The organism is Pseudomonas sp. R3-18-08 (assembly GCF_003852065.1).
Classification (GTDB): domain Bacteria; phylum Pseudomonadota; class Gammaproteobacteria; order Pseudomonadales; family Pseudomonadaceae; genus Aquipseudomonas.
Genome location: NZ_CP027729.1, coordinates 4,077,028 through 4,098,554, shown reverse-complemented (window position 1 = coordinate 4,098,554; position 21,527 = coordinate 4,077,028). Strand labels below are relative to the sequence as shown.

The window sequence follows — 21,527 nt, the reverse complement described above, 5'->3', positions numbered from 1 at the left end:
GGAAAAGGATTGGCTCATGCATCAATTGATTCTCGGCGGCGCCCGTTCGGGCAAAAGCCGTCTCGCTGAAAAACTCGCCGGCGCCAGCGGTTTACCGGTGATGTATATCGCCACCAGCCAGCCGCTGGACGCTGAGATGAACCAGCGCGTTGCCCTGCACCGCGTGCGTCGCCCCGACCATTGGGGCCTGATCGAAGAGCCCATCGAACTGGCGCGGGTGTTGCGCGACAACGCCGCTGCCGAGCGTTGCCTGCTGGTGGACTGCCTGACCCTGTGGCTGACCAATCTGCTGATGTTGGAAGACCCTGAGCGCCTTGCTTTGGAGCGCGACCAGTTGCTGGAAACCCTGGCTGCACTGCCGGGGCAGATCATTTTTGTTAGCAACGAGACCGGACTGGGTGTCGTGCCGCTGGGCGAATTGACTCGCCGTTATGTGGATGAAGCCGGTTGGCTGCATCAAGCCTTGGCCGAGCGGTGTCAGCGCGTAGTGCTGACGGTTGCCGGCCTGCCCCTGACTTTGAAAGGTACTGCGTTATGACGGATTTCTGGTGGCTCAACCCCTGCAAGGCCATCGACGCTGCTGCGCAAGCACAGGCGTTGGCGCGTCAGCAGCAGTTGACCAAACCCGCCGGTTCGCTCGGCCAGCTGGAAGCGCTGGCGGTGCAGTTAGCCGGGTTGCAGGGCCGGGTCAAACCGTCGGTGGAGCAGCTGTGGATTGCGATTTTTGCCGGCGACCATGGCGTGGTCGCCGAAGGTGTATCGGCGTTTCCCCAGGCCGTGACCGCGCAGATGCTGCACAATTTTGTCAGCGGCGGCGCGGCCATCAGCGTATTGGCTCGCCAGCTGGATGCGCAGTTGGAAGTGGTCGACCTCGGCACGGTCACGCCCTCCCTGGATCTACCCGGCGTGCGCCACCTGAATATCGGCGCGGGCACGGCCAACTTTGTCCACGGCCCGGCGATGACCCAGGTGCAGGGGCGCCATGCCTTGCAGGCCGGCCGAGACAGCGCACGCCGCGCTTTGGAGCACGGCGCAGAGCTGTTTATCGGCGGTGAAATGGGCATTGGCAACACCACCGCCGCCAGCGCGTTGGCGTGTGCGCTGCTCGATTGCCCGGTGAGCGACCTGACCGGTCCGGGCACGGGGCTGAATGCCCAAGGCGTCAGCCACAAGGTGGCAGTCATCGAGCGCGCGCTGACCTTGCACGCGGCCCAGCGTGGCGACGCGTTGCAGACGCTGTTCAACCTGGGGGGCTTTGAAATTGCCGCGCTGGTCGGTGCCTACCTGGCCTGCGCCCAGGCAGGCATCGTGGTGCTGGTGGACGGGTTTATCTGCAGCGTCGCCGCGCTGGTGGCCACGCGCTTGAATCCGGCCTGCCGCGACTGGCTGGTATTCGGCCATCGTGGCGCCGAGCCGGGCCATCGTCACGTGCTGCACAGTCTCGACGCGCAGCCGCTGCTGGACCTGGGCCTGCGCCTGGGCGAAGGCAGCGGTGCTGCGCTGGCGGTGCCGTTGCTGCGCCTGGCCTGTGCGTTGCACTGCCAGATGGCGACGTTCGCCGAAGCCGCCGTGGCGGATCGCCCTGCATGACCTTGCGCCTGGACCTGCTGCGCCACGGTGAAACCGAGCTGGGCGGCGGCCTGCGCGGCAGCCTGGATGATGCCTTGACGGCCAGGGGCTGGGAGCAGATGCGCGCGGCTGTGCTGGGGCAGGGGCCGTGGGACCGGCTGATCAGTTCGCCGTTGCAACGCTGTGCGCGCTTTGCGCAGGAATTGGGCGGGCATCTCAACCTTCCATTCAGCCTGGAAAAAGACCTGCAAGAGTTGCACTTCGGCGCCTGGGAAGGGCAGAGCGCGGCAGCATTGATGGAAACCGACGCCGAGGGCTTGGGCTTGTTCTGGGCGGATCCCTACCGCTTCACGCCGCCAGAAGGCGAGCCGGTGGAGGCGTTTTCCGAACGGGTGCTGGGCGCCGTCTTACGTCTGCAGCAGGCCTATACCGGTGAGCGCGTGCTGTTGATCAGCCACGGTGGCGTCATGCGGCTGTTATTGGCGCGTGCGCGCGGTTTGCCGCGTGAGCACTTGCTGAATGTCGAAGTCGGCCACGGCGGGCTGTTCAGCCTGCAAGTGGCCACCGATGGCACGTTGAAGGAAGGGCCCTGAGCATGCTGCCATTCTGGATCGCCCTGCAGTTCCTGAGCAGTCTGCCGATTCGCCTGCCAGGCATGCCGCAACCCCAGGAACTGGGGCGTTCGTTGCTGTTTTACCCGGTGGTGGGTTTGCTATTTGGCCTGCTGCTGTGGGGCCTGAACAGCCTGTTGATGGGTGCGCCACTGTTGCTGCACGCCGCGCTGCTATTGGCCGCCTGGGTGCTGCTCAGCGGCGGCCTGCACCTGGACGGCCTGGCGGACAGTGCCGACGCCTGGCTCGGCGGCTTCGGCGACCGCGAACGCACCCTCAGCATCATGAAGGACCCGCGCAGCGGGCCGATTGCCGTGGTCACCCTGGGCCTGGTGTTGCTGCTCAAATTCACCGCGCTGGTGGCCTTGATCGAGCAGCATAACGGCGCCGCGCTGATTCTCGCGCCGTTGATCGGCCGGGCTTCGATGCTGGCGCTGTTTCTCACCACGCGCTATGTGCGTGCGGGGGGATTGGGCCAGGCGCTGTCGGATCATTTACCGAGGATTGTCGGCCAGCAGGTGCTGATCCTCAGTGGACTGGCCTGCATCCTGATCGGTGGTTTCAGCGGTGGGATAGCGGTACTGCTTGCGGCGGGCTGTTTTGTCGGCTTGCGCCATTTAATGATCAGGCGCCTCGGTGGCACGACCGGCGATACCGCCGGCGCCCTGCTGGAACTGCTCGAAGCGGTCGTGCTGATCGGGTTGGCGCTGTAACACTTTCTTGCATTTGCTTAACTCCGGGTATATACACGCTCTATGCTTGCTTCCCAATGTTTGTGCACCAACCTGCGACGCGCCGCCCGTGGCGTCAGCCGGTATTACGACGGCGCCCTCGACGGCTTCGGGATCAACGTTGCCCAGTATTCTTTGCTGAGCAACTTGCAACGTCTCGATCAGCCGAGCATTTCCAGCCTGGCAGAAGCCATGGGCCTGGACCGCAGCACCTTGGGGCGCAACCTGCGCGTACTGGAAGGTGACGGCCTGGTCCGGTTGGTCGAAGGCGATGACCTGCGCAACCGCCTGGTGCAGTTGACCGAGGCCGGTCAGCAGCGGCTGGCTGCGGCCTTGCCGGCATGGGAAGCGGCGCAACAGAAATTGATCGATCAATTGGGCGCCGAAAAGCGCGAAACGTTGTTGGCCTTGCTGGATGAACTCGCCTGAACGGCGGTTTGTTCGACTATAAGCGGGTATATACCCGCGAGCGGAGAATAAGAAATGACCTCGATGTGGCGCACCAGTGGCTGGGTTCTTGTGGGGAGTGCGCTGATCCTGGCGTTGTCGTTGGGCGTGCGGCACGGCTTCGGCCTGTTCCTGGCACCGATGAGCAGCGAATTTGGCTGGGGGCGCGAGACGTTCGCCTTTGCCATCGCCTTGCAGAACCTGATCTGGGGTCTGGCGCAGCCCTTCACCGGGGCCCTGGCTGACCGTTTCGGTGCGACCAAGGCGGTGTTCGTCGGTGGCGTGTTGTACGCCGTGGGCCTGGTGTTGATGGGCATGTCGGACTCGGCGTGGTCCTTGTCCCTGAGCGCGGGATTGCTGATCGGCATTGGCCTGTCCGGCACGTCGTTTTCAGTGATCCTCGGTGTGGTCGGCCGCGCCGTACCATCGGAAAAACGCAGCATGGCCATGGGCATCGCCAGCGCCGCAGGCTCCTTTGGCCAGTTCGCCATGGTGCCAGGCACCCTCGGCTTGATCGGGTGGCTGGGCTGGTCTGCGGCGCTGCTGGCGTTGGGCTTGATGGTCGCGCTGATCCTGCCGCTGGTGGCCATGCTCAAGGACCGGCCGCTGCCGACCACGGTCGGTCAGCAAACCCTGCGCGAAGCGTTGAAGGAGGCGTGCTCCCATTCCGGGTTCTGGCTGCTGTCTTTCGGTTTTTTCGTCTGCGGTTTCCAGGTGGTGTTTATCGGCGTGCATCTACCGGCGTATCTGGTGGACCAGCATCTGCCGGCTACGGCTGGCACCACGGTGCTGGCGTTGATCGGCCTGTTCAACGTATTCGGTACCTACACGGCGGGCTGGCTGGGTGGGCGCATGTCCAAGCCGCGCTTGCTCACCGGCTTGTACCTGTTGCGTGCGGTGGTGATCGTGTTGTTCCTGTGGGCGCCGGTCACCGAAGTCACGGCTTACCTGTTTGGCATGGCAATGGGGTTCCTGTGGCTGTCTACCGTGCCGCTGACCAACGGCACTGTTGCGACCTTGTTCGGTGTACGCAACCTCTCGATGTTGGGGGGGATCGTGTTCCTGTTCCATCAACTCGGTTCGTTCCTCGGTGGTTGGTTGGGCGGCGTGGTCTATGATCGAACCGGTAACTACGATTTGATCTGGCAAGTGGCAATTCTGCTCAGCCTGCTCGCGGCGGCCCTGAACTGGCCGGTGCGTGAACGGCCAGTGGCGCGCGTGCAGGCGCAAATGGAGGCGGCATGAGTGCAGCACTGCGGTGCACGGCCCTGGTGGCAGGGCTGATGTTGTTGCTGTTGGCCTGGTGGGGCTGGCAGCGCGGCGGCCTGGCGTTGATGCAGTTGGGCATGGCGATCTGTTAAGTTCTATGTCTGAACCCATGCGAGGATTTTTCACATGTTGATGCGCTGGCTCGCTGTACCCGTCCTGATGGCTGCTGGCAGCGTGGCCCTGGCCGCCAGTTGCCCGCCGTTGCTGGAAGGCCAATTGCCCAAGCTGCGGGCCAAGGAATCCATTGACCTGTGCCAGCGTTTCGCGGGTAAGCCTCTGGTCATAGTCAACACGGCGAGCTTCTGCGGCTTCGCCCCGCAATTCAAAGGCCTCGAAGCGTTGTACCAGCGCTATAAGGGCCAGGGCCTGGAAGTGATTGGCGTGCCGTCCGACGACTTCAAGCAGGAAGCCAAGACTGGCGAAGAAACCGCCAAGGTCTGCTATGTGAACTACGGCGTGACCTTCACCATGACCGAGCCGCAGAAGGTCAAGGGGCCGGACGCGGTCAATTTGTTCAAGGTGCTGGCGCAACAGACCGACACGCCGCCCAAGTGGAATTTCTACAAGTACGTGGTGGATCGCCAGGGCAACGTCATCGCCAATTTTTCCAGCCTGACCAAGCCCGACAGTCCGGAGTTGATCGAAGCTGTGGAAAAGGCGCTGGCGTCCAAACCCTGATCGCCGCCCATTGAAAAGCCCCGCCTCCTGTGCAGGAGAGCGGGGCTTTTTTATACCGCAACCAATCAGAAGCGGTAGGTCATGCCCAGGCCGAAACCGTTGGCACTGTTTTCATACTTGGCGTTGTAGCTGGCCAACTGGTTGGAGCGTGCAACCTTGACGTCCTCTTCCTTCAGGTAGGAGTAGGCCACGTCGATGGTCATGTTCGGCATGACCTCGTAGCCCAGGCCCAGACTGAAGATGGTGCGGTCGCCGGTAGGAATGCGCGGCGAGCGGTCAGTGTTGTTGGTCGGCGACTGGTCGAACGTCAGGCCGGTACGCAGCACCACTTGCTTGGTCAGCTGGTACGAAGTACCCAGGGCGTAAGCCCAGGTGTCGTGCCAGTTCTGGTCTTCCTTGATGGTGCTTACCAATGCTGGGGCCAGTGCGCCACCGGTTGCGCCGGTGACGCCGTCGTTCTTGACGGTGATGTCTTTCAGGCGGCTCCAGCGGGTCCAGGTTGCACCGGCGTAGAGCTTCCACGCGTCGGTCAGGTCTTGGGTCACCGACAGGTCGTAGGACTCAGGCGTATCGATCTTCAGCGAAGCGTCGTAACGGTTGCTGCGCAGGAACGGAGAGGTCGCGGTCGGCGCGGTGACTTCGGTGTGGCCCTCCAGCTTGTAGCTGACCTTGGAGTGATAGGTCAGGCCGACGCGGGTGGTATCGGTGGCTTGTACCAGCACGCCGACGTTGAAACCCAGCGCGGTGTCGTCACCCTTGATCTTGATATTGGTGTCCGGCGCGGCAGGGTTCAGCGTAATGTCCGATTCCAGGGTGCCGCCAATGCGGTTGATGGTCGGGCCGAAGCCGACGGAAACGCGATCGTTGAAGGCGTAGCTGACCGTTGGTTGCAAGGTGATGACTTTCACTTCGCTCTTGCTGCCAAAGCCACGGCCCTGGAAGCCGCTTTCGTAGTCGGTTATCAGGCCGAACGGTGCATACACGCCGAAACCGACGGCCCACTGGTCGTTGAGCTTATTGGTGTAGAAACCAAAAGGTACGGCGGTGAATGGCACCATGTCGCCTTTGTTGCTGCCGCGAGAGCGACCGCTTGTGTCGCTGAGATCGGTAGAGGCATCGATGGCTGCGACACCGCCGGTGATCTGCTGGCCGTTCAGGCGAGCCATACCGGCAGGGTTACCGTAGACAGTGCTTGCATCATCGGCAGAAGAAGAGCGACCTGCGAAGCCAGTACCCATTCCGCTGACACTCTGTTCGTTCAGGGCGAAGCCGCTGGCGAACAGTTGGGAGGAGGCCATGGCAACGGCGAGGCTAAGTGTGGTCTTGAGCATTACTTTTTTCATTATTAGAACTCCGTGTGATCACCGCTGCGGAAAGTATCAATAAATTTAACATCGCGCTATAGGCTGTAATGCAGGAGATAGAGCGGTTTTGTAGGACAATCCGACCAGATTTCCGGTTTTTTGGCGAATCTTGCAATTTGCCCGGTCAACAGGCCACCTGTTTCATTGGGCTGACACAGCTTTGCCAGGCCTGGGAGAAATCTCGCAGGCGGCCTTGAGGGTGAAATATTTCTTTCCAGATACGTGCCATCGCTAATACATCGCCGGGCGCGGGCAAGGCAGGACGGTGTTGTTCCACCAGCAACCAGGCGATTGCCGTGGCGTAACGCAGGTTCACCGTCAGTTCCAACTGGGGCGCACTGAGGAACGCATGTTGGCTGGCCAACCCGCGCACCAGGCTTGCACGTTCAGGGTCGAGTGCCAGGTAGGTATCCCAGAGGGCGCGATGACGTGGTTCGGTGATGCTGTAGAGGCCATGGCCGCGTCGATCATGCAAGGCCGAGCCCAGTTCCGACTGGCTGGCGGCAATGCCCAGCAGCAGGGCTTCGGCGGTCGGGTTATGGCGGCCTAGGTACAGCAAGGTCGGCCTGATCACATAACGACACAATTCGCTGGCGGCAATACCCATACAAACCTCGGTCCGTGGGAATGAGTGACGAGCCTGAGAAGGAGGGCTTGGCAGCGGTGGATCGGATCTCAGGCCCGTCGCAAGCGGATCATGCCGCTTGAGTTGAAGTGTAGTGTCATATTCATCCTGTAAAGGACTGTTTTTAAAACATCTTCTTTATCCGGTTATAAGGTTTATATCTATTCGTGCTTAATAAAAAATTCCGGGACTAAATTCCAGGCAATAAAAAACCCTGTTTTTCAGACAGGGTTTTTGTGTTTCAGCGACTCGGGTCGATCAGGCAATCAGTGCCTGACGGGTACGCTCGATCACGGCCTGCAGCGGTTCTGCGCTGGAGTATTGATCGGGGTACAGGCGTTCGCTGTGACGTGCGATGCCGTGTTCGTTGACCAGGGTGAAGCTGAAGCAGCCTTTGCGAGCGGCCATGATCAGGCAGTTCATTGGGGCAAAAGCGTTGGTGAGGGTGCGGATGGCATCCTGAGTGTGGATTTGAGCGTTCATATTATTGGTGTTCCTACAAATGACACGGATAAGAACCGTGCAACGTTAAAACGTTCCAGAAACGCTGATCACCATTGATCAAACGAAAGAACCTAGTCTGGAACAAAGCAGCCAGTTTGAAGCGCTATTGGATTAGGCGCGCTTGGGCTGGCAGGTAGGTACTTAGGAGGGCAGGCAACACAACAGGGGCAAAGGTTCTGGGCCCAGGGTGAAGATCCTGATCAATTTGCAGGTTGGTTCGGTCAGAGTATGCAGACTTCGCGGCACCCTTTGCTTGTTCAAAGGCAGTGTCGTCGCAAGTGATACCTGGAAACCATCGAGGTGGCCGATCCCATGAAGTTCTAGGGATATGTCGACCAGAATTGACTTTCAGCTTGGTACTAACGCTGCGGATAGTAACGGATCGAAACAAGGAAAGGAAGTGGCTTGGCAAAAAAACCATCAGCCGTCCACCCTCCAGTTTCCTGGCAGTAACGTTTCCTGAGCGTGTCGGATCAAAAAACGCCGGGGATATAACCGTTGGCTGGGTACTTGTGCACATCAGTCGCAGCGCCGGTAACTTCGCTGGTAACCCTCCTGAAGCCTGCTCATTTGCCTGCAATCAAAATTTAAGTCAATGAAAAATCTGGCTTTTTTTTATTGGTGAAAAAATCGTCAGTTTGACTGCGGCCCCCATTCCATGGGCCTTTGCGCGAGTTAAAGGCGGGTTGTCCACTGAGTTATCCACAGCTTCTGTGGATTGTCCCAAGCGCTTGCTCTAGAACGGGCGTGCCGGGTTTTTTCAGCTTTACCTGTACGAAAAAAAGAGTAGAGTGGCGCGCCTTCCATTCTGTCCCACAGTGCTTTATGAAGTTTCGCTCAGTATCACCTTCTGTTACCGACACTCCCCAGACTGTTACCGCGCCCAAGCGTTTCTCTTTGAAAGTCGCCTTGTGGCTCCTCGACAGCCCGCGCCTGGGCCAGAGTACCAACATCAAGCACCTGGCTGGCCGCCTGCTCAAGCAGCCTGCCCGCGAAGGCGTGGTGGCCGCGCAGAGCCGCTTGGGCCAATTGATGTGTCGTGAATGCGAAAATGCCCGCGACCGGCGCATCGGCCAGGATCTGTTGCGTTCGGCGGCCCGCGCCGGCGACCGTCGCGCTCAGCGCGAACTGGGCCAGGTCGAAGACTGAGCTGTCCTCCCGTGCATTGCTTGGTTAACCTTGCTCTTTTTTGGTGATGGCAGAAATGGCTATGGTTTTCGACTGGACCAGTGTCGCCCTCGGGCTTGCTGGTGCCGCGCTGCCGTTATTGGCGTTGTGCTGGCAGATTCAACGACGGCTGACCGCGCGCACCACCGGCTGGGAATTGCTGGAGGAGCGCCTGGCGACCGCGCAATTGGCCCAGGAAGGGCTTGCCGCCCAACTGGACGCCAGCCGCGACGAGATCAGCGATCTGAGCCACGCCAATGCCGCCAAGCAGGCCGACCTGGCTGCGGTGCGCCGCGAAGTCGAGCTGTTGCAAATCGACCGCGATAACGCCCGCGACGCCGCCCATGCCTGGAACCTGGACCGCAGCGCCAAGGAAACCGAGCTGCGCCGGCTTGACGCCTTGGCCGCCGCCTTGCGCGCTGAGCTGCGTGAACAGCAGGACAGCCATCAACAACGCCTCGCCGACCTGCAGGGTTCACGGGACGAGCTGCGCGCGCAGTTCGCCGAACTGGCCGGGAAGATTTTCGATGAGCGTGAGCAACGCTTTGCCGAAACCAGTCAGGAGCGCCTGGGGCAACTGCTGGACCCGCTCAAGGAACGCATCCAATCCTTCGAGAAGCGCGTTGAAGAAAGCTATCAGAACGAAGCCCGCGAGCGGTTTTCCCTGGCCAAAGAGCTTGAGCGCCTGCAGCAATTGAACCTGCGCCTGTCGGACGAAGCCACCAACCTGACCCGCGCCCTCAAAGGCCAGAAAACCCAGGGTAACTGGGGCGAGCTGATCCTCGAGCGGGTGCTGGAGCATGCGGGCCTGGAGAAAGGCCGCGAATACCAGACCCAGGTCAGCCTCAAGGGCCCGGATGGCGAACGCTTCCAGCCCGACGTGCTGATCATGTTGCCGGGCGACAAGCAGGTGGTGGTGGACTCCAAGGTCAGCCTGACCGCCTATCAGCAGTACGTTGCAGCGGATGACGAAGTGATTGGCCAGGCGGCGTTGAAGCAGCATGTGCTGTCCTTGCGCAATCACGTCAAAGGCTTGGCCGGCAAGGATTACAAGCGCCTGGAAGGTTTGCACAGCCTGGATTTCGTGCTGCTGTTCGTGCCGATTGAGGCAGCGTTTTCCGCAGCGCTGCAAGCCGAGCCGAACCTGTTCCAGGAAGCCTTCGACCGTCATATCGTGATTGTCAGCCCCACCACCTTGCTTGCCACCCTGCGGGTAATCGATAGCCTGTGGAAGCAGGAGCGCCAGAGCCAGAACGCCCGGGAAATCGCCGAGCGCGCCGGCTGGCTGTACGACAAGTTTGTGTTGTTTATCCAGGATCTGGACGAAGTGGGTAACCGCTTGCAGCAGTTGGACAAGGCTTACAGCGCGGCGCGTAACAAGCTGACCGATGGACGCGGGAATCTGGTCAGCCGCACCGAGCAACTGCGCCTGCTGGGCGCGCGTGCCAGCAAAAGCCTGCCGGCGGATTTGCTCGAGCGCGCAATGACAGATTCGGATGGCGTGGCGCATTCCCCTGAATAAACATGATCAAAATGTGGGAGGGGGCAAGCCCTAATGCCAGTCAGTTAAGGCTTTTTGTAGGAGCGAGGCGGCCGGCTAGCCCTTGCTCGCGAAAAACTCACAGGCACCGCGTTCATTCAGAAAGCACGCGTTATCGTTGACGTTTTTCGCGAGCAAGCTCGCTCCTACAGACGGCGGTACGCTTAACTGACTGGCATTAGGGCTTGCCCCCGATTGCGGTGGGTCAGCCGAAACATCTATGACTGACACTCCCTCATTGGGGCATAGGTATCTACACATTTTTGTAGCAGCAGCCTACGCTAACCACGATGCGAAGCGAGCCGCTCTTGATCTTGCTCTTGATCTAGGCGCCCCGTTAAACCACGCTGGCCGTAATCCGATAGTGATTTGGGGGGTAAACCGGCAGGGATGCCGGTTTAGCCGCCCCGCGCCATGGATGGCGCGTGGCGGCGGCCCCCCAAATCAATGTCGGATTACGGGCACACCGAGCCTAGGCGAGGTGCCGAGTGGTGGGGCAAGAGCGTTTTGCTTACTTTTGCGCTTTTCAAAAGTGAGACGCCGTAAGGGCGGAACCCATAGCAGCCGTTACCGCAGCAACGGATATGTACTCGCTCTGATCCAGCATCTTGGTCGGCTGTCAGGCCGCCGTCGGGAGCAAGCCCCCTCCCACATTTGGAACGCGGGGCATCAGTTATAGAGGCTTCGGGTCCCGAGCCGCCACAGGTTCAGGGCCATACCAAAGTTGTGTAGATACCCATGGCAATGGGAGCAAGCCCCTTCCCACATTTTTACCGAGTACATCCCGCCTATAGAGGCAGGTGCCTACTTAACAGCGCCCGCAACGCCGCCGGCTTCACCGGCTTGGCCAGATAATCCAGTCCCGCTCCATGCACCTGCGCCACCATTTCCGGGCGCCCGTCTGCACTGATCACCACGCCGGGAATCGGCTCGGCCAATTGCGCCCGCAGCCAACTCATCAGTTCGGTGCCGGTTTCGCCGTGGTCGAGGTGATAATCCACCAGCGCCAGTTGCGGGCGCATGCCTTCGGCCAACAGGACCGCGCACTCGGCCTGGCCGGTAGCGGTCCAGACTTCGCAGCCCCAGCGCGTGAGCAGGCTGCGCATGCCGATCAAGATACTTTCCTCGTTGTCCACACACAGCACCCGTGCGCCGCTCAAGGGCACGCCGTTTTCTACGGTGGCCTTCGGCTGCGGGCTGATCTGGCTGCGGGCCAGCGGCACACGCACGCTGAACACGCTGCCCTTGCCCGGCCATGAGCGTACGCTCAGGCGGTGGCCCAGTACGCGGCACAAACCGTCGGCAATCGCCAGGCCCAGGCCCAGGCCCTTTTCGGCGCGGGTCTGGTGACTGTCGAGGCGCTTGAACTCTTCGAAAATCACTTTCTGTTTATCCGGCGGGATGCCAGGGCCACGGTCCCAGACTTCCAGGCACAATTGGCCCTGGCGGCGACGCACGCCCAGCAGCACCGGGCCATCGGCATAGCGGAAGGCGTTGGTCAGGAAATTCTGCAGGATCCGTCGTAACAATTTGATGTCGCTGTCCACCCGCAGGCGACTGCCGCGCAAACGAAAGCGCAAACCCTGTTCATGGGCGAGTGCCTTGAATTCGGCGCCCAGGGTGTCGAACAGCTCGTTGAGGACAAACGGCTGGCGTTGGGGATTGATCTTGCCGTTTTCCAGGCGCGAGATATCCAGCAAGTCGCTGATCAGGTCCTCGGCCGAGCGCAGTGAACTGTCCAGGTGCTGCACCAGTTGCCGGGCCTCGCTCGAGAGGCCTTCGTGCTGGTGGGAGAGGGCGGCGGAGAACAGGCGTGCGGCGTTCAGCGGTTGCATCAAGTCATGGCTGACGGCCGCCAGAAAGCGGGTCTTCGACTGGCTGGCGGATTCGGCCACACCCTTGGCCTCGGTCAGCGCGACATTGAGTTGCGACAGTTCATGGGTGCGCTCGGTCACCCGTTGTTCCAGGCCTTCATTGGCCTCGGTCAGCGCTTGTGCGGCTTCGCGGAACGCGGTGATGTCGGTGAAGCTCATGACGAAACCGCCACCGGGCATCGGATTGCCGATCAACTCGATCACGCGCCCGTTGGGGAACAAGCGCTCGGAGGTATGCGCACGGCCCTGGCGCATCCAGTGCAGGCGTCGCGCCACATGCACTTGGGCTTCACCGGGGCCGCACAGGCCGCGCTCGGCGTTGTAGCGAATAATGTCGGCAATCGGCCGGCCGACACTGATCAAGCCATCGGGGTAGTTGAACAGCTCCAGGTAGCGCCGGTTCCAGGCCACCAGCTTGAGCGACTGGTCGACCACGCTGATGCCCTGGGTGATGTTCTCGATCGCGCCTTGCAGCAGGGCGCGGTTGAACTGCAGCACCTCGGACGCTTCGTCGGCGATGCGTACTACGTCCTCCAGCTGCATTTCCCGCCCTTCAATCGCCGCTTTCACCACTGCTCGCGTCGAGGACGCACCGAGCACGCCCGCCAGCAAACGCTCGGTGTGGGCGATCCAGTCGTTGTCGGCATTCTGGTTGGGGTTGAAGCCTTTGCCCTGGCGATAGGCGAAACGGATAAAGCTCTGCTGCGCCCGTTCTTCGCCGACAAAGCGTGCGGACAGGCTGAGCAGGTCGCTGATCTGTACCGACAACATGGAACGGGCGCTGGTGCGCTGGCTGGTTTCCTGGCCGATAAAGCGGCCGGCCTGCCAATGCTCGGACACTCGCGTACGCGACAGCATCGACACCCACACGAACAGCGTGAAATTACCGGCAAGCGAGAATACGGTGCCCAAGGTCAGTGAGGTCACGGAAAACCCGAACGGGTGCGAGTGCATCCAGGTCAGGCCGGGGAACAGGCTCAGCGACCAGCCCAGGCTTTTCGCGGTCACCGGTAGGACCAGGGTGTAGAACCACAGGAAGGTCCCCGCCGCCAGACCCGCAAAAACCCCGCGCCGGTTGGCCTGCTTCCAGTAGAGCGCGCCGAGCATCGCCGGTGCCAATTGGGTCACGGCGGCAAAGGCGATCTGGCCGATGGTCGCCAGGCTTGCGGTGGAGCCCAGCAGCCGGTAACTCACATAGGCCAGCAACAGGATGATCACGATGCTGACCCGGCGCACCGACAGCATCCAATGGCGGAACACTTCAAAGGGCCGTTCGGCGCTGGAGCGGCGCAACAGCCAGGGCAGCAGCATGTCGTTGGAGACCATGGTCGACAAGGCGATGCTGGCCACGATCACCATGCCGGTGGCCGCCGAGGCGCCGCCGATGAACGCGAGTACCGCGAGGGCCGGGTGGGCTTCGGCCATCGGCAGGCTGATCACGTAGGAGTCCGGCAGCACCGAACCGGGCAACAGCATCTTGCCGCCCAGGGCGATGGGCACCACGAACAACGCGGCAAGGATCAAATACGCCGGGAACACCCATTTGGCCAGGCGCAAGTCCTGCGGGTCGATATTCTCCACCACCGTCACATGAAATTGCCGGGGCAGGCAGATGATCGCCATCATTGCGACGCCGGTCTGCACCACCATCGACGGCCAGTTGATGGTCTCTTTCCAGTATTCCTCCAGGCGCGGCGCAAGCATCGCCTGGCTGAACAGATCGCCGAAACCGTCGTACAGCCCGTAGGTCACAAACGCACCGACCGCCAGAAACGCGAACAGCTTGACCAGGGATTCAAAGGCAATCGCCAGCACCATGCCCCGGTGGTGTTCGGTGGCGTCGAGGTTGCGCGTACCAAACACGATGGTGAACAGCGCCAGCACCAGCGACACGATCAGCGCGGTGTCCTGGGCCCGGGTGCCCGTGGTGTCGGGCCCGGAGCCGATCAACAGGTTCACGCCGAGCACGATGCCCTTGAGCTGCAGGGCGATATAGGGCAATACGCCAACCAGGCAGATCAACGCGACCACGACCGCCAGGGATTGGGATTTGCCGTAGCGCGCGGCGATAAAGTCGGCGATGGAGGTGATGTTTTCCTGCTTGCTGATCAGAATCATCTTCTGCAGCACCCAGGGCGCCAGCACCAGCAACAGCACCGGTCCCAGGTAGATCGGCAAGAACGCCCAAAGCTGTTCGGCAGCCTGGCCTACGGCGCCGAAGAAGGTCCAGCTGGTGCAATACACGGCGAGCGACAGGCTATAGACCCACGCACGCACACGCGGCGGCAGCGGCGCATGGCGACGGTCACCGTAAAAGGCGATGGCAAACATGATGGCCATATAGGCCAGGGCAACGGCGGCGATCAGCCCGCTGGACAGCGTCATGGTAACTCCGAGCATAAGAACACCGGGCATTCCGGGCCCGGTTGGACAGTCTCGCATGATGCCCGGGGTTAGTCAGTGTCGACCAAGGTCGTGTGAGGGCGAATGTCGCAGGCGTGTTCAGCGAGGGGGCAGGGTTTTCTGGCGCAGGATGTAAATCGTCACCAGCACCGCGCTGGTCAGCATGAAGCCCCGTGCCCACGGCAATGGCACCAGGTAGCAGGAAATGGCGATGCTCAGCCACATCAAGCCGATGGCGTAGACCTTGCCCTTGAGCGGGATGCCGTTACCGTCGAGGTAGTCACGAATCCACGGGCCCAGGCGCGGGTGGTCCACCAGCCAGTGGTAGAAACGCGGGGAGCTTCGAGCGAAGCAGGCGGCAGCCAGCAGGAGAAAGGGTGTAGTCGGCAATACCGGCAGGAAAATGCCGATCACCCCAAGCGCTACGCTCAGCCAGCCGATGGCCAGCAGCGCGTAACGCAGGAGCGGCGAACGCTTGCCCATGGGGTCCACGGGCGAGCGACTCAGTGGTGACGTGGCTTGAGGATCGCCGGTTTTTCGTCAGGCGCGTTGCACAGCAGGTACAGCGCGGTGAGGGCTTCAGGGATCTGCACGATCATATCGTCCATCAGGTTGGCGTCGGCGGCGATATCGGAAAACTCCGGCTGGTCGTCGAACAGGCCCGAACCGACCATGATCGGCAGCAGCATTTCGCTGACTTCTTCCTCGGCGGTTTCGAACCAGGCGGCTTCGCGCAGGAATACGCCTTCCATGAAACCGATGCACCAGCCGCGCAGGTCGGAGTCGTCCGGGTCTTCGCCCAGGTCCAGCTCGCAAGGCAGCTCGAATTCCTCATCGGAGGCCAGTTGGCGACCGATGTGGGCCTTGAGGGCCAGCAGGGTGGCTTCGATTTCTTCGCGCTGGGCGTCGTCGGCGTAGTGAGGTTCTTCGGCGAACAGCGCGTCGATCCATTCACGCTCGGGCACGTCTTCAGAGCAGATCGACAGGGCGGTCAGGTAGCCGTGGGCGGCCACGTAGTCCAGCGCCTCGTCATGCAGCTCATCGGCGTCGAGGAAGGCTTGCAGGCGGGTTAGTTGCTCAGCGAAGGACATTGAAGGGCTACCTTGGGAATAAACGATGCTGAATTCTAGGCTTTCTTGAGCGCCCAGGCCAGCCGCACGGCATTTTTGCCCGGTTTTAGACAGAGGCGCTCTATTCGTCAGTCGCGCCCTTTGCCGGTGAACGCTCGGGTATACTGCCGCGTTTTGTGATGCCCCTGCAGGCCACGCAGCACTCCGGGAAAACTTCGCTTACGGATTATTTTCCATGAAAGCGGGTTTTTTCGGCCAGCCTGTACAGAGGGATTTGCGCACCATTTTGGAGTTTTACATGCTCGAGCAGGCTCAACGCGTCCTCAAGGACATCTTCGGCTACGACAGTTTTCGTGGCCGCCAGGGTGCGATCATTGAGCGCGTGGCCAATGGCGGCGATGCCCTGGTGCTGATGCCGACCGGTGGCGGCAAATCGTTGTGCTTCCAGGTGCCGGCGCTGTTGCGCAATGGCCTGGCTGTGGTGGTGTCGCCGCTGATCGCATTGATGGACGATCAGGTCGCCACCCTGGAAGAGCTCGGCGTCGCCGCCGCTGCCTTGAACTCCACCCTGAGTGCCGAGCAGCAGCGCGACCTGGCGGCGCGGATCAAGCGCGGCGAAGTGAAGATGCTCTACCTGGCACCGGAGCGGCTGGTGCAGCCGCGCATGCTGGCGTTCCTGCAGAGCCTGGAAATTGCCCTGTTCGCCATCGACGAAGCTCACTGCGTATCGCAGTGGGGCCACGATTTCCGCCGCGAGTACCTGCAGCTGGGCCAACTGGCGGAGCTGTTTCCTGATGTGCCGCGTATCGCCCTGACCGCCACCGCCGACAAGCGTACCCGCGAAGAGATCGTCGAGCGCCTGCATTTGCAGAACGCCGAGCGCTTCCTGTCGAGCTTCGACCGGCCAAATATTTTCTACCGCATCGTGCCCAAGGAGCAGCCGCGCAAGCAGCTGCTGGCCTTCCTCTCGGAACGGCGCAGCGATGCGGGTATCGTCTATTGCCTGTCACGCAAGAAGGTCGATGAAGTCGCCGCGTTCCTCTGTGAACAAGGCTACCCGGCGCTGCCTTATCACGCCGGTTTGCCCAATGAAACGCGCTCGGCACACCAGAAGCGCTTCCTCAACGAGGAAGGCCTGATCATGGTGGCGACCATCGCCTTCGGCATGGGGATCGACAAGTCCAACGTGCGTTTCGTGGCGCACATGGACCTGCCCAAGTCTCTCGAGGCCTACTACCAGGAAACCGGCCGCGCTGGCCGTGACGGCCTGCCGGCGGATGCGTGGATGGTCTACGGCCTGCAAGATGTGGTGATGCTCAAGCAGATGCTGCAGAACTCCGAAGGCGATGAGCGCCACAAACGCCTGGAGCAGCACAAACTCGACGCCATGCTCTCGCTGTGCGAAGAGACCCGCTGCCGCCGCCAGACGCTGCTGGCGTATTTCGACGAAGACATGCCGCAACCGTGCGGCCACTGCGACAACTGCATCGACGGTGTGCAGACCTGGGACGCCACCGAGCCGGCGCGCCAGGCATTATCGACGATCTACCGCACCGGCCAGCGCTATGGCGTGGGCCATCTGGTGGATGTGTTGCTGGGCAAGGACAACGAAAAAATCCGCAGCTTCGGCCACGAGAAACTCTCGGTCTACGGCGTCGGCAAGGCCCGCGCCGAAGGCGAATGGCGCTCGCTGTTCCGCCAGATGGTCGCGCGCGGGCTGGTCGACATCGATATCGAAGGCTACGGCGGCCTGCGCTTGAACGACAGTTGCCGGCCTTTGCTCAAGGGCGAAGTCAGCCTGGAGCTGCGCCGCGACCTCAAGCCGCAGACCACCGCCAAGAGCAGCACCAGCCAGGCCAGCCAGCTGGTGCGTGGCGAAGAGCGCGAACAGTGGGAAGCCTTGCGTACCCTGCGGCGCAAACTGGCCCAGGAACACAGCGTGCCGCCGTATGTCATCTTCCCCGACTCCACATTGCTGGAGATGCTTCGCGAGCAGCCCACCACCATGGCCGAGATGGCCAGGGTCAGCGGTGTGGGCGCGCGCAAGCTGGAGCGTTATGGCCAGGCGTTCCTCGAAGTACTCGGCGGCCAGGCCGAAGCACCGAAGGAAATCGCCGATATTCGCCACGAACTGATCAGCCTGGCTCGCGCCGGCATGACCCCGATCCAGATCGCCGGCCAGCTGCAATGCTCGGAAAAGAACGTGTACACGTTGCTGGCCGAAGCCATCGGCAAGCAGCAATTGTCGTTGGAGCAGGCCCTTGATTTGCCTGAAGATTTGCTTGGTGAAATCCAGGATGCATTTCTCGACGGGGAAGGCGAATTGCCACCTGTCGCGGAAATCGCGCCGCTGTTTACCGGGCGTGTTCCCGAGGGCGTTTTGTACTGCGTACGTGCTGCTTTGCAGTCTGAATTCGAAATTTAGTGTGCCAATTACGACAATGTAACGAATCAGTACATACGGGGCCTTGCCTACTGGCATGGCTCATGCTTAGCTGACTAATAATTAGCCACACTTTGTTTTCAGTCTAAAACATGAGTTTTTTATGCCGTTAACCGATCAACACCGATTTGGCATGCAGTTGGCGCAAATGTCCCGAGGTTGGCGCGCCGAGCTGGACCGCCGTCTCGCGGGGCTGGGCTTGTCCCAGGCGCGATGGCTGGTGCTGCTGCACCTGGCCCGTTTTACCGAAGCACCGACTCAGCGTGAACTGGCACAAAGTGTCGGGGTAGAAGGACCGACCCTGGCGCGTCTGCTCGACAGCCTGGAAGGCCAAGGCCTGGTTCAACGCCAGGCGGTAGTGGAAGACCGTCGCGCCAAACGTATCCTGTTGTGTGACACCGCTCGGCCCCTCATCGACCAGATCGAGACTATCGCCACGGCGTTGCGCCATGAGCTGTTCGTTGGGGTGGACGAAGAGGATTTGCGTGTGTGCATGCGCGTGCATGGGCATATCCTGGCGAATCTGGAAAAGTCCTGATTCCAGGTTCAGTGAAGATCAAAAATGTGGGAGGGGGCTTGCTCCCGATAGCGGTGGGTCAGCTACAGAATTGCTGACAGATACTCCGCCATCGGGAGCAAGCTCCCTCCCACATTTTTTATTCTGTGTTGTGTCAGAACGTCTGGCCAAGGTTCAGATACACCGCTTTCTGATTGTCATCATTGAAACCATAACTGAAATTCAACGGCCCCAGCGGTGTATCGAAGCCGAGGAAAATACTCGCCGCGTTGATATACCCGCTGTCGAACTGGTTGTCGTTGTTCCACGCCCGACCCCGTTCCACCGAGGCGCCCAGGTACAACGGGAAATCCAGCGGCAGGTACGAGCGCGGTGTCAGCCGGCGGTAGTACACCGCGCGCATCAGGCTGATGTTCTGGCCCGAGATCGCGTCCTCGCGAAAGCCTGACAATTGCCGTGCGCCACCCAGCAGGAAGCTGGAGACCACCACGTCGGATTTATCCAGGGTGCGTCCGTAGCGTCCGCCCAGGATCAGCGTGTCGGGGCCGTGACTCATGGCTTTGTCCAGCTTGAACTCCCATTGGCGGTAGCGCTGGTCGGAACCCAGCCCCGGCTCGAACTCACGGTAAGCCAGGGCGATGTCTTCGCCGGTGTGCGGGAAGTACACGTTATCGAAAGAGTCGAACGAGTATTTCAGCTCATAGAAGCCCTCACTGAAACTCACGCTCGGCAGGTCGCGGTCGCCGATACGCACGTCCGCCTTGCCCCAGGCTTCGCCCACGCCAAAGCGAATCTCGCCGCTGTTGCCGATCTGCCGCCCGACGTTCAAGCCGAAACCGTAGCGCTCCAGCCGATATTCCGAGATGGGGTCGTTGTCCATGATCAGCTCGACGTTCTGCGCCTGGGCACGGATGTAGGGCGCGACGAAGTAGCGTGAGCCCGTGTCCATCGGTTGGTAGAACTCGCTGTACAGTTCCTGGCGATCACCGATCTGCACCCGCGTCAGCCATTCGGCGCCGAGGCGGTTGATACCGTTCATCCGGTAGCTGGCGCCAAGGTTGAAGGCGCTGTCGCCGCGCATGTCATCCGACAGGTTCAAACCCAGGCGCAGGTAGTCGGTGCCGCTGCGCTTGCCGCGTGCGCTGATGACCAGGGTGTTGTCCTGGGCTTTTTTCACCACGCGGTATTGCACCTGTTCGAAGTAGTCGAGGCCGTACAGCGTGCCCATGTCCGATTGCAGGCGGCCGAGGTTGAGCGGTTCGCCCAGCTCCTGGCGGATGTAATAGCGGATCACGTCGTCGCTGACTTTGGAGTCGTTTTCCACCTTGATCGCGGTAATGATCGGGGTGCGCTCGCCGGGCGTGCGCGCGGCGGTCAGTTGCGGGTCTACCGGTTCGGCGGGCCGCAGGTGCGCCAGGCGCAGGTCGAGGGCACGCGTGGCGCGGTAGCCGGCATCGATCATGTCCTTGGCGCGGCCGAAATCCGTCACGCCGTAGGCTGCCAGGGACGGTTGGATCAACACGTCCCTGGGGTGCAAGGCCTTGAGTTGTTCCTCGGAATTACGCCGGGTCATCAAGGTGATGGACTGGTTGAGCACATCGACCACGGTCGCCAATTGCTTGCGTGAGCGTAGCGGTGTGCCGATGTCCACCACGATGGCGATGTCGACGCCCATTTCCCGCGCCACATCCAAGGGAATGTTGTCGGTCATGCCGCCGTCCACCAGCAGGCGCCCGTCCAGCTCTACCGGAGCGAACACGGCGGGGATCGACATGCTGGCGCGTATCACCTGGGGCAGGTGGCCCTTGCTGAACACGACTTTTTCGCCGGTGGTGATGTCGGTGGCCACGGCCCGGAACGGAATCGGCAGCTTGTCGAAATTACGCGTGTTGCTGCTGTGGGCGAACATGCTTTCCAGCAGCAATGCCAGGTTCTGGCCCTGGATCACGCCCAGCGGCAGGCCGAGACTGCCGTCGTCGCGAAAGCTGAGTTTCTGTTTGACCAGGAAATCACGGTCATCCTGCTTGCGCCTGAACGGCACGTCCTCCCTGGGCGGTGCGTCGGACAATGCCTGTTGCCAGTCGATATTCAGGGCGAGCTTTTCCAACTCGTCGATCTTGTAACCTGAAGCGTACAGCCCGCCAATCACCGCGCCCATGCTGGTGCCGGCAATCGCGTCAACCTGGATGCCTTGTTCTTCCAGCGCCTTGAGCACACCAATATGGGCCAGGCCACGCGCGGCGCCGCCCGACAGCACCAGGCCGATTTTCGGGCGTGGGCTTTCAACGGCATCGGCAAGAAGGGGGAGCAGGCAGAGGAACAGGCAGGACAACAGGCGGCGCATCATGAATCTCGAGGCTGGGCGATAAAGGCCGGTATTATAGCCATGCGATCCACTGACGCCGTCACGCAGGAGCCTTTCACGTTATGTCCGTAAGCAAACCCGAGATCGTCATCACCTATTGCACCCAGTGTCAGTGGCTGTTGCGTGCCGCCTGGCTGGCCCAGGAATTGTTGAGTACGTTTGCCGAGGATTTAGCCAAGGTATCCCTGGCGCCCTCCACCGGCGGCGCGTTTCGCATCACCTGCGACAACGTACAGATCTGGGAGCGCAAGACCGATGGAGGCTTCCCGGAGGCCAAGGTGCTCAAGCAGCGCGTGCGCGATCAGATCGACCCGCAGCGCGACCTTGGGCATAACGACCGTACGCCGTGA

The 21,527-nt window shown here is 61.3% G+C and carries 19 protein-coding genes; 12 read left to right on the top strand and 7 right to left on the bottom strand.

The annotated features are described in order from the left end of the window. Positions 1-16 precede the first annotated feature (16 nt). The 7 genes from cobU (at position 17) to C4J92_RS18685 (ending at position 5,305) form a co-directional block, all read left to right on the top strand. Positions 17-538 (top strand): bifunctional adenosylcobinamide kinase/adenosylcobinamide-phosphate guanylyltransferase, encoded by a 522-nt coding sequence (gene cobU / locus C4J92_RS18715; RefSeq protein ID WP_124404881.1) that lies wholly within the window; start codon positions 17-19, stop codon positions 536-538. Then, entirely contained in the window at positions 535-1,590 is a 1,056-nt protein-coding gene (gene cobT, locus C4J92_RS18710; protein WP_124404880.1) for a nicotinate-nucleotide--dimethylbenzimidazole phosphoribosyltransferase, read from the top strand. Before cobU ends, cobT begins: the two co-directional genes overlap by 4 nt. Then, on the top strand, positions 1,587-2,162 hold the full coding sequence (cobC, locus tag C4J92_RS18705) for an alpha-ribazole phosphatase family protein (RefSeq protein ID WP_124404879.1): 576 nt from the start codon (positions 1,587-1,589) through the stop codon (positions 2,160-2,162). Before cobT ends, cobC begins: the two co-directional genes overlap by 4 nt. 2 nt (positions 2,163-2,164) lie before the next feature. After that, positions 2,165-2,893 (top strand): adenosylcobinamide-GDP ribazoletransferase, encoded by a 729-nt coding sequence (locus C4J92_RS18700; protein ID WP_124404878.1) that lies wholly within the window; start codon positions 2,165-2,167, stop codon positions 2,891-2,893. 42 nt (positions 2,894-2,935) lie between these two features. Then, the gene (locus C4J92_RS18695; RefSeq protein ID WP_124363814.1) at positions 2,936-3,340 is read left to right on the top strand and encodes a MarR family winged helix-turn-helix transcriptional regulator; all 405 of its coding nucleotides are present in this window, start codon (positions 2,936-2,938) and stop codon (positions 3,338-3,340) included. A 54-nt stretch (positions 3,341-3,394) separates the two neighbouring features. Next, the gene (locus C4J92_RS18690; protein WP_124404877.1) at positions 3,395-4,603 is read left to right on the top strand and encodes an MFS transporter; all 1,209 of its coding nucleotides are present in this window, start codon (positions 3,395-3,397) and stop codon (positions 4,601-4,603) included. A 150-nt stretch (positions 4,604-4,753) separates the two neighbouring features. Further along, a complete protein-coding gene (locus C4J92_RS18685) occupies positions 4,754-5,305 on the top strand; it encodes a glutathione peroxidase (RefSeq protein ID WP_124404876.1) in 552 nt (183 codons plus the stop codon). 65 nt (positions 5,306-5,370) lie between these two features. Here the strand turns inward: C4J92_RS18685 and C4J92_RS18680 are convergent, their stop codons facing one another. The 3 genes from C4J92_RS18680 to C4J92_RS18670 all read right to left on the bottom strand — a co-directional run bounded on the left by C4J92_RS18680 (position 5,371) and on the right by C4J92_RS18670 (position 7,777). Continuing rightward, the gene (locus C4J92_RS18680) at positions 5,371-6,648 is read right to left on the bottom strand and encodes an OmpP1/FadL family transporter (RefSeq protein WP_124363811.1); all 1,278 of its coding nucleotides are present in this window, start codon (positions 6,646-6,648) and stop codon (positions 5,371-5,373) included. Positions 6,649-6,793: 145 nt separating this feature from the next. Further along, entirely contained in the window at positions 6,794-7,276 is a 483-nt protein-coding gene (locus C4J92_RS18675) for a hypothetical protein (RefSeq protein WP_124367866.1), read from the bottom strand. 276 nt (positions 7,277-7,552) lie between these two features. After that, positions 7,553-7,777: a hypothetical protein gene (locus C4J92_RS18670; protein WP_010208698.1), complete on the bottom strand. Its 225-nt coding sequence runs from the start codon at positions 7,775-7,777 to the stop codon at positions 7,553-7,555. An 846-nt stretch (positions 7,778-8,623) separates the two neighbouring features. Here C4J92_RS18670 and C4J92_RS18660 point away from each other — a divergent pair. Together C4J92_RS18660 and rmuC are read left to right on the top strand one after the other, a co-directional pair. Then, positions 8,624-8,947: a sel1 repeat family protein gene (locus C4J92_RS18660; RefSeq protein ID WP_124404875.1), complete on the top strand. Its 324-nt coding sequence runs from the start codon at positions 8,624-8,626 to the stop codon at positions 8,945-8,947. Between the two features lie 175 nt (positions 8,948-9,122). Continuing rightward, positions 9,123-10,487, top strand: a complete 1,365-nt coding sequence (rmuC, locus tag C4J92_RS18655) for a DNA recombination protein RmuC (RefSeq protein WP_164485291.1) — start codon at positions 9,123-9,125, stop codon at positions 10,485-10,487. 806 nt (positions 10,488-11,293) lie between these two features. Here rmuC and C4J92_RS18650 read toward each other — a convergent pair. The 3 genes from C4J92_RS18650 to C4J92_RS18640 all read right to left on the bottom strand — a co-directional run bounded on the left by C4J92_RS18650 (position 11,294) and on the right by C4J92_RS18640 (position 15,873). Beyond that, positions 11,294-14,764: a PAS domain-containing hybrid sensor histidine kinase/response regulator gene (locus tag C4J92_RS18650; RefSeq protein WP_124404874.1), complete on the bottom strand. Its 3,471-nt coding sequence runs from the start codon at positions 14,762-14,764 to the stop codon at positions 11,294-11,296. A 117-nt stretch (positions 14,765-14,881) separates the two neighbouring features. Further along, complete coding sequence (locus C4J92_RS18645; protein ID WP_124363807.1) at positions 14,882-15,265, bottom strand: YbaN family protein; 384 nt, start codon at positions 15,263-15,265, stop codon at positions 14,882-14,884. Positions 15,266-15,285: 20 nt separating this feature from the next. Then, positions 15,286-15,873, bottom strand: a complete 588-nt coding sequence (locus C4J92_RS18640) for a YecA family protein (protein WP_124363806.1) — start codon at positions 15,871-15,873, stop codon at positions 15,286-15,288. Positions 15,874-16,150: 277 nt separating this feature from the next. On the opposite strand from C4J92_RS18640, the gene recQ reads away from it, so the two are divergent. Both recQ and C4J92_RS18630 read left to right on the top strand, forming a co-directional pair. Then, the gene (gene recQ, locus C4J92_RS18635; protein ID WP_124371433.1) at positions 16,151-18,277 is read left to right on the top strand and encodes a DNA helicase RecQ; all 2,127 of its coding nucleotides are present in this window, start codon (positions 16,151-16,153) and stop codon (positions 18,275-18,277) included. Between the two features lie 121 nt (positions 18,278-18,398). After that, positions 18,399-18,833 (top strand): MarR family transcriptional regulator, encoded by a 435-nt coding sequence (locus C4J92_RS18630; protein WP_065884521.1) that lies wholly within the window; start codon positions 18,399-18,401, stop codon positions 18,831-18,833. Positions 18,834-18,966: 133 nt separating this feature from the next. On the opposite strand, the gene C4J92_RS18625 is transcribed toward C4J92_RS18630, so the two are convergent. Further along, on the bottom strand, positions 18,967-21,156 hold the full coding sequence (locus C4J92_RS18625; protein WP_124404873.1) for a patatin-like phospholipase family protein: 2,190 nt from the start codon (positions 21,154-21,156) through the stop codon (positions 18,967-18,969). Positions 21,157-21,239: 83 nt separating this feature from the next. On the opposite strand from C4J92_RS18625, the gene C4J92_RS18620 reads away from it, so the two are divergent. Beyond that, positions 21,240-21,527, top strand: a complete 288-nt coding sequence (locus C4J92_RS18620; RefSeq protein WP_124404872.1) for a SelT/SelW/SelH family protein — start codon at positions 21,240-21,242, stop codon at positions 21,525-21,527.

What these genes read in the sequence shown, in the direction of transcription:
- C4J92_RS18690 (WP_124404877.1), top strand. Translation starts at nt 3,395, where the DNA reads ATGACCTCGATGTGGCGCACCAGTGGCTGGGTTCTTGTGGGGAGTGCG.
- C4J92_RS18620 (WP_124404872.1), top strand. Translation starts at nt 21,240, where the DNA reads ATGTCCGTAAGCAAACCCGAGATCGTCATCACCTATTGCACCCAGTGT.
- recQ (WP_124371433.1), top strand. Translation starts at nt 16,151, where the DNA reads ATGCTCGAGCAGGCTCAACGCGTCCTCAAGGACATCTTCGGCTACGAC.
- C4J92_RS18670 (WP_010208698.1), bottom strand. Translation starts at nt 7,777, where the DNA reads ATGAACGCTCAAATCCACACTCAGGATGCCATCCGCACCCTCACCAAC.
- C4J92_RS18660 (WP_124404875.1), top strand. Translation starts at nt 8,624, where the DNA reads ATGAAGTTTCGCTCAGTATCACCTTCTGTTACCGACACTCCCCAGACT.
- C4J92_RS18640 (WP_124363806.1), bottom strand. Translation starts at nt 15,873, where the DNA reads ATGTCCTTCGCTGAGCAACTAACCCGCCTGCAAGCCTTCCTCGACGCC.
- C4J92_RS18645 (WP_124363807.1), bottom strand. Translation starts at nt 15,265, where the DNA reads ATGGGCAAGCGTTCGCCGCTCCTGCGTTACGCGCTGCTGGCCATCGGC.
- C4J92_RS18680 (WP_124363811.1), bottom strand. Translation starts at nt 6,648, where the DNA reads ATGAAAAAAGTAATGCTCAAGACCACACTTAGCCTCGCCGTTGCCATG.
- cobU (WP_124404881.1), top strand. Translation starts at nt 17, where the DNA reads ATGCATCAATTGATTCTCGGCGGCGCCCGTTCGGGCAAAAGCCGTCTC.
- cobT (WP_124404880.1), top strand. Translation starts at nt 535, where the DNA reads ATGACGGATTTCTGGTGGCTCAACCCCTGCAAGGCCATCGACGCTGCT.
- C4J92_RS18695 (WP_124363814.1), top strand. Translation starts at nt 2,936, where the DNA reads ATGCTTGCTTCCCAATGTTTGTGCACCAACCTGCGACGCGCCGCCCGT.
- C4J92_RS18675 (WP_124367866.1), bottom strand. Translation starts at nt 7,276, where the DNA reads ATGGGTATTGCCGCCAGCGAATTGTGTCGTTATGTGATCAGGCCGACC.
- C4J92_RS18625 (WP_124404873.1), bottom strand. Translation starts at nt 21,156, where the DNA reads ATGCGCCGCCTGTTGTCCTGCCTGTTCCTCTGCCTGCTCCCCCTTCTT.
- C4J92_RS18630 (WP_065884521.1), top strand. Translation starts at nt 18,399, where the DNA reads ATGCCGTTAACCGATCAACACCGATTTGGCATGCAGTTGGCGCAAATG.
- C4J92_RS18650 (WP_124404874.1), bottom strand. Translation starts at nt 14,764, where the DNA reads ATGACGCTGTCCAGCGGGCTGATCGCCGCCGTTGCCCTGGCCTATATG.
- cobC (WP_124404879.1), top strand. Translation starts at nt 1,587, where the DNA reads ATGACCTTGCGCCTGGACCTGCTGCGCCACGGTGAAACCGAGCTGGGC.
- C4J92_RS18700 (WP_124404878.1), top strand. Translation starts at nt 2,165, where the DNA reads ATGCTGCCATTCTGGATCGCCCTGCAGTTCCTGAGCAGTCTGCCGATT.
- C4J92_RS18685 (WP_124404876.1), top strand. Translation starts at nt 4,754, where the DNA reads ATGTTGATGCGCTGGCTCGCTGTACCCGTCCTGATGGCTGCTGGCAGC.